8 protein-coding genes are annotated in these 12,808 nt (G+C 69.2%); 5 read left to right on the top strand and 3 right to left on the bottom strand.

Going from position 1 to position 12,808, the window contains the following annotated elements; genetic code table 11:
* Window position 1: 1 nt before the first annotated feature.
* A complete protein-coding gene (locus OV427_RS30100; RefSeq protein WP_267859637.1) occupies window positions 2–2,782 on the bottom strand; it encodes an aminotransferase class I/II-fold pyridoxal phosphate-dependent enzyme in 2,781 nt (926 codons plus the stop codon).
* Between the two features lie 918 nt (window positions 2,783–3,700).
* Here OV427_RS30100 and OV427_RS30095 point away from each other — a divergent pair.
* Window positions 3,701–4,714 carry an AraC family transcriptional regulator gene (locus tag OV427_RS30095; protein ID WP_267859636.1) on the top strand — a complete coding sequence of 338 codons (1,014 nt, stop codon included), beginning with the start codon at window positions 3,701–3,703 and terminating at the stop codon, window positions 4,712–4,714.
* A 397-nt stretch (window positions 4,715–5,111) separates the two neighbouring features.
* Here OV427_RS30095 and OV427_RS30090 read toward each other — a convergent pair whose 3' ends face one another.
* A complete protein-coding gene (locus OV427_RS30090) occupies window positions 5,112–5,375 on the bottom strand; it encodes a hypothetical protein (protein ID WP_267859635.1) in 264 nt (87 codons plus the stop codon).
* 411 nt (window positions 5,376–5,786) lie between these two features.
* Between OV427_RS30090 and OV427_RS30085 the strand changes: the two genes are divergently transcribed.
* The 3 genes from OV427_RS30085 to OV427_RS30075 all read left to right on the top strand — a co-directional run bounded on the left by OV427_RS30085 (window position 5,787) and on the right by OV427_RS30075 (window position 8,639).
* On the top strand, window positions 5,787–5,981 hold the full coding sequence (locus tag OV427_RS30085; RefSeq protein ID WP_267859634.1) for a hypothetical protein: 195 nt from the start codon (window positions 5,787–5,789) through the stop codon (window positions 5,979–5,981).
* Window positions 5,982–6,139: 158 nt separating this feature from the next.
* A complete protein-coding gene (locus tag OV427_RS30080) occupies window positions 6,140–6,367 on the top strand; it encodes a hypothetical protein (RefSeq protein ID WP_267859633.1) in 228 nt (75 codons plus the stop codon).
* Window positions 6,368–6,608: 241 nt separating this feature from the next.
* Window positions 6,609–8,639, top strand: coding sequence for a M13 family metallopeptidase (locus OV427_RS30075; RefSeq protein ID WP_267859632.1), 2,031 nt, complete (start codon window positions 6,609–6,611; stop codon window positions 8,637–8,639).
* A gap of 133 nt (window positions 8,640–8,772) precedes the next feature.
* On the opposite strand, the gene OV427_RS30070 is transcribed toward OV427_RS30075, so the two are convergent.
* On the bottom strand, window positions 8,773–9,447 hold the full coding sequence (locus OV427_RS30070; RefSeq protein ID WP_267859631.1) for a Type 1 glutamine amidotransferase-like domain-containing protein: 675 nt from the start codon (window positions 9,445–9,447) through the stop codon (window positions 8,773–8,775).
* 703 nt (window positions 9,448–10,150) lie between these two features.
* On the opposite strand from OV427_RS30070, the gene OV427_RS30065 reads away from it, so the two are divergent.
* Window positions 10,151–12,679 carry an eCIS core domain-containing protein gene (locus OV427_RS30065; protein WP_267859630.1) on the top strand — a complete coding sequence of 843 codons (2,529 nt, stop codon included), beginning with the start codon at window positions 10,151–10,153 and terminating at the stop codon, window positions 12,677–12,679.
* The last annotated feature ends 129 nt before the right edge of the window (window positions 12,680–12,808 follow it).

Below are 12,808 nucleotides of genomic sequence, written 5' to 3'. Positions count from 1 at the left end.
CTCAGTGAAAGCGCGGCTCCGGCTGCGGGGGCAGGCCACGCGGGTAGGCCTCGGCACGCGCACCTTCCTCCGCGGTGCCGCGCTCCAGGGCCTTCTCGGTGAAGACGCGCAGCCCCAGTTCCGGCCGGTAGCCGTGCACCTCCTTCACGTCCAGCTTGCGCATGAACTCGATGATGCCCGCGCTCACGCGCTGGCCCGGCACCAGGATGGGGAAGCCCGGAGGGTACGGCACCACGAAGCGGGTGGAGACCAGCGTGCGTCCCGACTCCAGCGTGGCCGCCGCCTCCGGCAGGGGGACGTATTCGCAGTCCTCCTCGCGGTAGGCGCGATAGAAGGCCGCGCGCAGGTCACCCTCCCCCACGCCTCCCGAAGGCTGGAAGGCCTCGTGGAAGCCGCTGAAGTCGGGCAGGGGCGGCAGCGCGTCGGTGATGGCGTGCACGCGGGATTCGAAGAGACGGCGCTCCGCCCCGGACGCATGCGCCAGCCACGACTCCAGGGCGCGCGCCTCGTGCTTCAGCCCGTCCAGCAGGTACGACAGCGAGCCCCATGTCACGCCGATGGTCGCGTTCATCAACACGGTGTTGATGGACGTGTGGTTCACCTGGATGCCGAGCTGGCCCATCAACACGCGGCCGCGGAACTGGAAGCCATTGTTGCCCGTGAGGGCCGTGTAGAGCGTCAGCCGCGTGGGGTCCAACACGAACTCGTCGTCCGCCCACGCCCGGGTGAGCGACGCCACGGTGGCCCCTCCATCGCCCACGTAGCGCTCCAACCCCGAGGCGCGGTACTCGCGGGGCACGAGGTCATCCACGTCCAGCATGCGGAAGTAGCGGTGCAGCAGCGGGTTCTCCCGCATCCGCTCCCGCATCCGCAGCGCGAGCTGGTACGCCTCCTTCACCATGGCGAACCCCTCCAGGTCCATCTGCCGGCGTGCCAGGTCCAGCGAGGCGACGAGCTGGTGGTTGGGCGACGTGGTGATGTGCGTGAAGTACGCCTCGCGGAAGGGCTCCTCCGCGCGGCGCTCGAAGTCATCATCGCGGATGTGAATCATGGAGCCCTGCCGGAAGGCGGACAGGGACTTGTGGGTGGACTGGGTGGCGTAGACGCGGATGCGGACCTTGTCCGGGTCCGGCAGCAGCGGTTGCTCCAGCGCGGCCTCCAGCGTCAGGGGCGCGCTCCCCTGCTTCGCCTTCCAGGCCCGGTACTCCTCGCGGTAGGCGCTGCCGCGCAGGCGCTCCGAGAGGCGCTTCGCGCTGGCCATGGCCGTGCGCTGACGCGGCAGCGGCGCGAAGCCCGCGAAGGCGAACCAGGCCTCGTCCCAGAGGAAGGCCAGGTCCGGCTTGATGGCGAGCAGCTCCTCCATGACGCGCAGCGGGTGGTAGACGAGCCCGTCGAAGGTGCAGTTGGTGAGCACCACCAGTTTCACCCGCTCCAGGCGCCCCGCATCCCTGAGCTCCAGCAGCTTCTGCTTGAGCGTGCGCAGGGGGACTCCGCCGTAGATGGCGAAGGGCTGGCACGGGTAGGCGTCCAGGTACACCGGCTGCGCCCCCGCCAGCACGAGCCCGTAGTGGTGGGACTTGTGGCAGTTGCGGTCGATGAGCACCACGTCCCCGGGCTCCAGCAGCGTCTGGTGGACAATCTTGTTCGCCGTCGACGTCCCGTTGGTGACGAAGAACGTGTGCTCCGCCCCGAAGGTGCGCGCGGCCTTCTCCTGCGCCTGGCGGATGGTGCCCGTGGGCTCCAGGAGCGAATCGAGTCCCCCCGCGGTGGAGGACGACTCGGCCATGAAGAGGTTGGTGCCGTAGAACTCCCCCATGTCTCGCAGCCACCGGGAGTTGAAGACGGAGTGCCCGCGAGCGATGGGCAGCGCATGGAAGTTGCCGATGGGCCGGGACGCGTAGTGCCGGAGCGCGTCGAAGAAGGGCGTGCGGTAGCGCTCACGCACGCCGTCCACCAACGTGACGTGCAGCTCGTGGGGGGACTCGTAGAGGTAGAAGACGCGGTTGAAGTTGCGCGAGGTGTGCAGCTCGCGCGCGGCCAGTGACTCGTCCGTCACGAGGTAGAGGTCGAGCTGCGGGCGCATGTCCCGCAGCCAGTGCGCCAGCACCACGCCGCATTCCTCCTGGCCCTTCTCCGCCGCGGCCAGCACCGGCTCCAGCGCGACGCGCAGGGCCTCCACCGGCTGGCGCGAGCGCACGGGCAGGTCCTTCCGGATGAGGCAGGCCTGCACCTCGTTGTTGAAGAGGGCCGCCACCAACGCGTCCTCGAGCGAGGTCACGTGCAGCGGCTCATAGACGAATTGCCGCTCGCCGGCCTGGGCCTGCTGCATGCCGCGCCGGAGCCGGGAGAACATCTCGTGGGAGATGTCATCGGCCACCAGCACGGTGAAGTAGTGGGGCATGTCCTGCCCGGGCATCGCCGGCTCATGGCCGTCGAGCTGGCTGGCGCGATCTCCATGCTGGCTCAACAGGCCGACCAGCCGCCGCACCTTCGGCTCCAGCAGGCCCACGTCCCGCCGTCGCGCCGCCTCGACGAGGGCCGCCAGCCGTGCCTCACCCGGGAAGACGAACAAGCGCTCCATGGGGTGCAGCCACGTGAAGAGCGCCTGGAGCCGCTGCTCCAGCTCGTGCGTGTCCTCACCCCTGGACATTCCCGAGGCCACCCGGGTGATTCCCTCACGCAGCCGGTTCCACGCATCCAGACGCGTCTGCTCCGGATTGACGAGCGCGGACAGCAGGTGGGCCTGGAGCTCGGACTCGATTGCCTTCGTCGCCTGGGCCATGGCAGCTCTCCCTTCGCGATGTTTGTTGAAGGTAAGCCACGCAACTCCGCTGCAAGAGCAGTCGGGCCTCATGCACGCCCCCCTCCTTCCCTGGAGCCCGAGGGCCCCGCCGTCCTCCGGCCCCGGACCCCGGGACGATGCGGACGCGGTGGCACAGGCCCACGGCGGGATTGCCCTCGGGGGTGGGAGGGGCGACTTCGCGGGCGGTCGTCACCCCGATGCCCCACGCCGTTCCATCCGCCGCGGCGGAGAGCTGGTAGAGCGAGCCGAGCACGGGCGCCCAACTCGAGCCAAAGTGACACCCTCCGGCAGGCCGCTGACACGCATGAACCACATGAGAGGGTCAAGCCCTGCCCCTCCACGTGCTCCGGCTACCCGACGTGCGACACCCTCGCGGGCACGTTCTGCTCCGTCGAGGGTGCGGAGCAGTATTGCTGCTCGGGCGGCGGCACCCACCTGCTGACGTGCGGCCGCAACTCCTTCTCGTCCCGGCTGCGCTGGCTGTACTGAAGCCCCCGCGCGCCCGCGCGCCGGAAGGTGGTGGTTCCCTCAAGCGGGGACGGAGCCGGGGCTGGAGGAGCAGAGCCACCCCGGGCTGCCAGCACTCAAACGCTTCCAGTCCATCCGTGAGCCTGAGACTCATACCTACACAGTATTTCCACTTAGTCGTATTTCACTGGGAGTTGTCAGGCCTGAGCTGTAGTGTGAACCCTCTCACTCGGGCTTGAAGAAATACATCTTATCGAGCCTGTTCCAATCGCTCAGAAATTCGCAGTGGTTTCCGCAAGGCCAGCGGGTGGGTGAGTCCTGGCCTGCGGCGATGAATGGTGGACTGGGGGCGGTCCTTCCTGGACGAGTATGCTGAGACCACCTGCTTCGGAGCCGCCGAACCAACGGGCGGCTTCGTCTTCGGGGCGCATGCGCACGACGGACGTGTGGCTGGTTCCCGAGCGCCGCGTCCACCACATGGCGGATCTCGAGGAGGCGCGCGCCGTATTCAGTGGCCTCTACTCGGAGTCGAAGGTGGAGCCTTCACGAGGGCTTGCCTTCTCATGCGAGCTGAAAGTCATCACCTGCGGGGCGATTCGTCTCATCCACGGGACCTGGCCCACCGGCGGCCGGTGCACGGTTCCCCAGGTCCTCGGGCGCTACATCATCGCGGGCGCGTTGCGCGGCAAGGCCCACGGGCTCCACGCGAACGAGCCCTACGAGTTGGAGCCCGAGCGGCGCGGCGCGGTCTTCTCGCCGGAGCGCCCCGTCATGCAGGAGTGCCTTCCGGCCTTCCAGGGGCGCTCCGTGGCAATCGAACGCGCCACACTCGAGTCCCATCTCACGGCACTCACGAGCAGTGAGCCCCGCGGGCCGCTCGTCTTCGACGTCGCGTTGGACCTCACCTCGGCCGCCGGGGCCGGTCCGCTCCTGAAGCTGTTCGCGGAAGCCCTGGAGCAGCCTTCCGTGTCGTCGTTCCTCGTGGCCTCGCTGCGGGACGCGCTCCTGACAGCGCTCCTCACGGGCACGCGCCACAGCGCATCGAGCCTCCTCGAAGCTCCCCCGCGCCGCGTGGCGCCCGCTTCCGTGCGTCGCGCGGAGGAGTTCATCGAGGCGCACGCAGGTGAGGCCATCTCCCTGGCCGATATCGTGGCTGCCGCCGGGGTGCCGGAGCGCTCACTTCGCGCTGCGTTCATCGCGGCGCGAGGAATGCCGCCGGGTGCGTTCCTCCGCCGCCGTCGCTTCGAGATTGCGCGACAAACGCTGCTCGCGGGCGCGCCGGGGACGACTGTCGCTGGCGTCGTGGCCTCACTCGGCTTCGTGTCCGGCGGACGGTTCAGCGTCGAGTACAAGAAGCTCTTCGAAGAGAGCCCGTCGGACACCCTCGCGGCCTCGCGCGGGCCCGAGGGACTGACGACGAAGCGCTCCCCCAGAGAGCGCTGAGCCCGCCGCTCCAGCTATTTCATTCGCCAATCATTTGTCGCCGCTGGCGCGCGGTCGCCAGATGCCCGGTGCGCACCCAGTCCCCTGAGCGGAAGGTGGCAGCGGGCGCCAGCGGCTCCCAGAACGCACGGCCAGCTCCGCGAGCACCCGGAGGATGGGCCCCAAGGGGCGTGCGTGCGTGCGCGGGGGCCTGGGGCGACGGGGTTCAGCGGGAGCGCCAGGCCGCCGGGGTCCAGCTCGACGTACTTCACGAAGGAGCCGCGCACGCGGCCCGTCGTGCCGTGCTCGACGACCTGCACCCTTCCGGAGACGACGGGGCTTCCTCGCTGGCAGGTGAGCTGGAGCGGGAACTCCGCGCCCAGGGGCCCTAGCTGGTCGGCCGGCACGAACACGCACTTCAGGGCTTCGGTGTCAGCGTCACCTGGATGGACTCCGGGCGGTCACCCACCGACACCTCCGCGCGCCAGGTCACAGGGCCCGGGTAGCGGATGCTGGCCTGGTGGATGCCCGGGGGCAGCGCGAGCACGCCTCCCGCGAAGCGCAGGTGCTCCACCGTGCCGGCCGGCTGGCCGTTCACGATGACCTCCGCCTGGAGCGGCAGGACGTCGAAGCGCAGCCCCGGCCCATCGGCGGGAGGCGTCGCGGGGCGGGCCTCCTCCATGCGGGCCTCCGACCCTGGCGCGAGCGGAAGCCGCTGCGCCAGCGGCTTCGCGGGCGGTGTGCTCGCGCATCCGACTCCCCCTGCAATCACAGCCAGCGAAAGGCAGAGTTTCCGTGTCGTCATGACAGGAATTGGAGCGCGCGAACGGGGTGTCGCGTCAAGTCACGTAACAATTGGTTCGCGGGCGTGTCGCTGGGAGGACGCAGCGACTGCCCGGTGGGGCGATGTCCACTCTGCCCCGAGAGTGGAACGCGACTCCCCGGCCGGCGGTATTCGTCTCCTGCGCCACAGGCCTACCCGCCTCCGGGGCGATGACTGGGCAATCCCCTCATTTCAGCGAGCTGATCGCCAGTCGTCTGCCCGCCGGCTCCGTGCGAGGTGGGGTGGTGATGTGCAGCAGGAGGAGAGGCCATGCTGGTACGCAAGGTGGCCATCAACGAAGAGCAGGTGCGGGCGTTCCTGTCGAACTTGTTCGAGGAGGACCTGCACGCCCAGAGGGTGCTGTCGCTGTCGCACGCAAACGTTGGGCGTGGTGCAGACAGGGGACCGACGGCTTCCGACACCTCAAGCATGGAAGATGGCCCGACGGCCCGTCGCTCACTGTGATGACGCTCGATTGATACAGCCTCGGCGCACCTACGACGCAGCAACAGGACTCTGGGCAGGCATACCGGGCGAGGCCCTACATCTGGTTTCTTTGTTTACGAGCGGCGAGACACAAAAAAAGTGCAATCATGGAGGCTCCTCAAACCCAGGAGTCATTCATGAATGCGCTGTGGATTCGGGGCATGGGACTGATGGCGGTGCTGGTACTGGCCGGATGCGGTGGAACCATCGAGGAGCCCGCGCAGGAGGCCGCGCCAGGGTCGCAGGAGCAGGAGCTCAGGCGCTGTGACGCGGCCGGCAAATGTGGTGTCAACGAGGTCTGCAGGAGCGGCACCTGCTACCCGTGCAATCTCTTCCCCCAGTACTGCATTCCGCCAGAAGCCTGACACCGTCACTGACGCACCGGGCCTCCCTCGCCCCCGAGTGAGGGAGGCTCCGGCTTCGTCCGCCGTGCATCGCGGCCCCTGCGTCCCTCCCGTTCCTCCGGCCCCCGTCCCTCATGATTTGTAGCCCACCTCGCTCAAGCGAGGATGGGCACGTGCGTCCCAGCGCAAGCGGGCTTCATTCCCAGACATGGCCCCGGAGGACGATCCAGGCGTTCCGGCGGACTGTGATAGGAACGCCGGAATGCAAAGAGCCTGGTGGGGAGGCACCCTCGCGGTACTCGTGATGGGCATGGGCTGTGGTGACACGGAGGACCCGGTCGAGGAGCCGCTGCGGGAAACCCACGTGGACCTCTCGGCCATGGACACGTCCGTCAACCCCTGCGAGGACTTCCATGCCTTCGCCTGTGGAGGATGGGTGAAGCGCCACGCGCTCCCGGACAATGCGTCATACGACGCGCGCTTCTTCAAGCCCTACCAGGACCAGTTCCCCATCCTGCAAGGCATCATCGATGACAACCTCGCGGGGAAGCGCCAGGCGGATGACCCGGAGGGCGCGCTGGTAGCGGACTACTACCGCAGCTGCATGAATGCGCCGGGGCTCCGGTCATCGCGCGCGGAGCTGCAGGGCCTGCTGGGCGCCGTGGACGCGGTCACCAGCGTCCAGGAGCTGCCTCGGGCGTTGGCGAAGCTGTGGGAGGTGGGCGCGGAACCCCTCTTCTCCTTCTACGTCGGGGTGGACCCGGTGGATGCGCGCCGCCACCTTGCCACGCTGGACCAGGGCGGGCTGTCGCTGCCGGACCGGCACTACTTCCTCGACGCACAATACGAGCCCGTGCGGGTCCGCTACCGGCAGCACGTGTCGCGGCTCGCCGCGATGCTGGCGCCGGGCCTTCGGCTCGACGCGGACGCGGTGCTGCGCCTGGAGACGGCGCTGGCCCGGGCCTCGCAGGACCGCGAGTCGCAGCGGGACCCGCTGGCCACCTACCACCGCACCCGGCGCGTGGACCTGGTGGCGCGCGTGCCGCAGTTCGACTGGGACGCCTTCTGGCGGGAGGCGGGGGTGGGCAGCTTCGAGGAGCTGAACGTGCAGGTCCCCTCGTACTTCGACGCGCTGGGTTCACTCCTGGCGCAGCAGCCGCTGGAGGACGTGAAGAGCTACCTGCGCTGGCGGCTCCTGGAGGTCGCGGCCAGCGCACTGGACCAGGAGGTCTTGACGGAGGAGTTCGACTTCCACGCCCGGTTCTTCGCCGGCCAGCAGGAGGCGGCTCCGCGGTGGTGGACCTGCTACAACCGCGCGGTGTCGGACATGGGGCATGCGCTCGCGCGGCCCTACGTGGCGCGCCACTTCAAGGAGGACAGCCGCGCCGAGGCGCGCCGGGTGCTGGAGGGGGTGCGCGCCGCGTTCCGCCAGCGGGTGGAGACGGCGTCCTGGCTGGATGACGCGACACGGGCGGAGGCGTTCGCGAAGCTGACGCAGATGCGCGACGACGTCGGCTCCCCGGACCGGTGGGTGAGCTACGAGGGACTGGGCATCGGGCCCACGTCATACCTGGGCAACCAGCTCACGCTGACGCGGAAGGCGTACCGGGACAACGCGGCCAGCCTGGATGCGCCGGCGGACGACGGGTTGTGGGCCATGTCACCCATCGAGGTGAATGCGTACTACGCGCCCACGCGCAATCAGATGGTGTTCCCGGCGGGCATCCTCCAGCGGCCCTTCTTCGCCGTCAGCGCCTCGCTGGCGTCGAACTTCGGCGCCATCGGGGCGGTGATGGGGCACGAGCTGACGCACGGCTTCGATGACCAGGGGCGGCATTACGACGGCGAGGGCTCGCTGCGCGACTGGTGGGCGGCGCCGGTGGCGGAGCGCTTCGAGGAGCGGGCCCAGTGCCTGGTGGACCAGTACGCCTCCTATGAGGCACTGCCGGGGACGTACGTGAACGGGAAGCTGACGCTCGGGGAGAACATCGCGGACCTCGGGGGCCTGCGGGTGGCGTACGAGGCGCTCCTGGCGCGCGAGGCCGCCGAGGGCACGGTGGCGCCAGGGCTGAAGGACTACACGCCGCGCCAGGAGCTCTTCCTGGCCTACGCTCAACTGTGGTGCGAGGTGTGGCGGCCGGACGTGCAGCGCCGGAACCTGCTGACGGACCCGCATGCCCCGGGGCGCTTCCGCGCGAATGGCACGCTGAGCAACCTGCCGGCGTTCGCGGACGCCTTCCAGTGCAGGGCGGGCAGCCGCATGGTGCGGCCGAACACCTGCGAGGTCTGGTAGCGAGAGAAGGCCCGCTCGAGGGGGACAGGCCGCGTCCCGGCGCCCCTTCCATGGGCAGAGGGTGAATGACGGAAAAACGAAGGGCGGGGAAACTCTCGCCCGTCGCCGCCCGTCATCGTTACCCCGCGCGCCCTCAGGGCGCGAAGAACTTCCAGGTGCCCTCAGACACGACCTCGACGGCGCCGTCGACCACCTGGATCGCGGTGTCGTCGTCGATGGCATACGCCGGCCCGGCGATGTCCGCGGCCCAGCGTTGCGCGTTCGCCAGCGTGTTGTGCGGCAGGTCCGGGTGCGCCAGGTGGGGAAAGATTGAGAAGTCCACCAGGCCCAGGGCGCGGTCGTCGCCCGTGATCGGCGGCTTGGACTCGACGAAGAAGTCGCCGACCCGCGGCGCCATCACCATGCTGCCGGCGCTGAGCCCCACCCAGACGAGCTGCTCAAGCGACGGCAGCAGCTCGGCCAGCTCGGACTGCCGCATCCAGTGCGCCAGGTAGAGCGCGTCGCCGCCGTTGACCAGCAGCACGTCCGCCGCGCGCACCCACGACGTCCACCGCTCGCGCGGGATCGTCGGCAGCGCCGTGAGCTCCAGCAGGCCCACCGACTTCCACCCGAGCTCGGCCATCGGGCATTGCGGCTCCTGGCCGCTGACGAAGCGCCACGAGTGCGCCGGCGTCATCATCGGGTGGCCATGACCGGCTGTCGGGATGCAGAGCGCGTTGCACTCGGCGATCGGCCTGCCGAGCAGGTCGATGAGCGCGTTGCGGATGCTCGGGTTCTTGATACCCGCGGAAGTCAGAAACAGCTTCATGTCACCTTTCCTGGCCAGGAGTTGCTGAAAGCGGTCCGGTCCACGCCGGACCCACCTGCCAGCTCACGACGAACCAAGGGGCCGACTTTCGACAGCCGGACCTCGGGGATGACCCGGTGGGCATCACTCCGGGAAGCGGCTCGCGGGCCTTGGTAGATCCGGGCACTTCGAGTCCACGGGTGAATCCTCGGCAGTCCCACCTGTCACCCGGAGTCCCCTCCAGTCTTGGAGACATTTTGGAGACGAAGCCAGGGGCTCACTGAACCCCTCTATGGGCGAGGCGTGAGGGACTTCACGCGGGGCCTCACCCGCGGCGAGGATGACGGCCGCGGCCTTCTGTTCACGCCTTTCGACACGCCTCATTCTCGCGCCCCCTGGATGGATGCTTCCGGCATTCTGGAGACAGACGCCAGCGCACGGAATGCCTCTCAAGTATTCTGTCAACGAGGCTACGGTCCACTCCCGCGAAGACTACCAGGCGCCGCGACATCGTCATCCTGTCGGCCGGGCCGGATGACGCCCAGGCCTCCGGCTCTCCTACGCTTTGCGTCCGCCTCTCGACGGCTCTATCGTCATCGTCCACGAAGGGGGCTCCTCCATGTTCGCGTTCGACCAGAGGCCACGTTCTTCTTCGGCGCATGCTCCTGCCCCGAAGCGGGAATCGCTGCACCCAGCCGTCGGGCGCGCCACTTCGGAGGCGGGCGTGGGAGGCGCGCTGTCGCCGCCGGTCGCTCCCGGTTCCCCGTTCGACTTCGCCCGCATCCCCATCACACCGCCACGGCTTCAGCGCGAGCTGGCCATCAGCTCCCCGGGGGACCCATTCGAGCGCGAGGCAGACGCGGTGGCCGACAAGGTCATGCGGACGCCGCAACCGGCGCCTGTCGGCTCGGGGCTGCGCCGGGGGAATGCGGAAGCGGGAGCGCCGCTCGCGCTCGCGCCTCCGGTCGTCCACGAGGTGCTCGCTCGGCCCGGGCGCCCGCTGGAGCCCGCCGCGCGCGACGCGATGGAAGGCCGCTTCGGGGGCGCCGACTTCTCCTCCGTGCGCGTGCACGACGACGCGCGGGCCGCACAGAGCGCCCTGGCGGTGGGCGCGCACGCCTACTCCGTCGGGAGCGACGTGGTCTTCGCCCCCGGGCGCTACGGGCCGGGGACGGCCACCGGAGACCGGTTGCTGGCGCACGAGCTGGCGCACACCCTCCAGGGTGGTGCGAACACACTCCGCCGACAGCCATTGGACGCGACACTCCTGGGGGACGACACGGACGAGCCGCAGTCACTGAAGAACAGCATCAACGGCTCGAACCCGCTGGCCGTCCGAGCTGAGATTGCCAGGATTCGCCGCTGGCTGGCGCGGCAGCCCCCCGGGGCCGACAACGCGACAATTCAGCATCTGCGTGCCGAGCTCGCCCGCCTGGAGGCGCTCGCCGGCCCGACGTTGCCCAGGACCACGGTGTGGGAGGCGTTCGCCTCTTCCTTCAACACCGAGTTCGCGGACGTGTTGAACGTGTTCGGCGTGCCGCCGGCCCCGCTGACGGCCGCAAGGCTCGAGGCGCTGTTCACGGACACCCAGCGCCAGAAGCTTCAGGACTTCATCCTCACCCGGCGCATCCCCGACCGCTTGTTCAACGGCTCCGACAGAGGGGCGACCACCGCGCAGCAGCGCCTCCTCCTCTCGGCCCACATCCTCGCGAACGGCATCTACCGGCCCGGCTCGTTCGACCAGCGGGTGCATGCACAGTTCTGCTTCCACTGGGTGCAGATCGTCCACCACTACGCCGGCGCCACCCCGCCCGGGTCCGGTTTCGCCGGAGGGGTGATGGGGTCTTTCGACCCGCTGGGCGCCGCGGTGTTCAACACGGGCAGGTCGATTGACGTCGCGAACCCGAAGCGGGTCTCGAGGCCGGACCTTCCCACCGAGGAGTCTCCGGGCGTGGTCGAGATGCCCCCATCCTGCGGCCACGGGCAGGAAGGGGCAGGCAAGGAGGGTTCGCCAACTCCCGGCGGCCTGGGACCGCTGCACGAGGGAACGCCGCAGGCGGAGGCGGCGGCGAAAGCGGAGGCGGAGAACCCCGGCAAGGGAGCGCGCTACTACCGGCAACCGCATCTTCCCTTCGAGAAGTTCAGCGAGTTCCAGACGGGAGACTGGCTGTACCTCTACAACGGCAACTCCTCGGAAGGGGGTGGGCACAGCGTCATCTTCTCCCACTGGGAGACGGGGAAGGACCTGGTCAAGACGCCCCCCGGAGCTCGCTACCGCGTGGCCATCGTCTGGAGCCAGCCGCGGCCCGATGTCGGCGGCGTGCGGCACAAGGCGAACCTGGGCGACCGCTTCGTGCCCAACCCCGCGAACAACCTGGCCCCCTTCGTCACGCCCGTCACGTTTGTCTCGCGGGTGACACCCGACACCGGACCCGCGACCACCGCGGCCGAGATGCTGCCGGGACGCACGGGCGCGGCCGCGACGAAGCTGGCGAAGGACAACGCGGACTTCATCCAGCGCAAGAAGCTCAAGGGACCGGTGAACCGGAAGAAGCTCACGACGTGGCTCCAGACCCGGAACGAGTCCTTCCTGGTCTCACTGGGGAACCACCTGGACCCGGGACAGCGCGCCGTGCTCCGCGCCGTGAACCGGGGCGACGACCTGGAGGCGCTGGTCCGCCTCTATCAGCGGCTGCGCACCCTGAGCGCCAACGCCAGGCTGCTCGACGCGAACACGCGCGCCTACAACGCGAAGCTGGACCCCAAGCACAAGAAGGCCCAGGAAAACAAAGAGGCAGAGGTGGCGACAGCGACCCGGAATCTACGCGCTGTCGACGTGGAGATCGAGTCGGTGGAGAGCGACCCCCGGCTGAATGACCCGACGCTCGCTCGCGAGCTCGAGGCCACCGCGGCCGAGCTGCAGCGCGAAATCTCGAGGCTGAAGGACGGTCCGGAACGCGATGAGCTGAAGATGCGGCGGGAGCACTATCTGGACAGGGCCGCCGCGGCGCGCGGAGTGCAGCGCAAGAGGGGGGAGCTGCGCGTCAGCCGCGACAAGGCGCTCAAGGCGCGCGACGCGGCGCAGGCCATCAAGTTGCCCTACGGCATCGTCCACCCCGGCGACCTCGGGAAGGAGGATCGACGGCAGCAGACCACCGGGCGGCTGGAGGATATCAACGCAGACATCGAGTGGGACACGCTGGTGGACCCCGCTCCGACGGCACCTTCGCTCACGACACCCAAGAAGCCGTGAGCGCGAACCGCCCTGTGTGAAAGCGTGCTGTGCTGAGCCGGGGTGATGACCGCTGTCCTGGCGCCTGACTGCTGCGCCTGACAGGCTTACGCCACTCCGGGCGGCGTAAGCCTTACAGCTTCCAACGAT

The sequence above is a fragment of the Pyxidicoccus sp. MSG2 genome, from assembly GCF_026626705.1.
Lineage (GTDB): Bacteria > Myxococcota > Myxococcia > Myxococcales > Myxococcaceae > Myxococcus.
The sequence above is the reverse complement of the archived record's forward strand: the minus strand, read 5'-3'. Positions and strand labels throughout refer to the sequence as shown.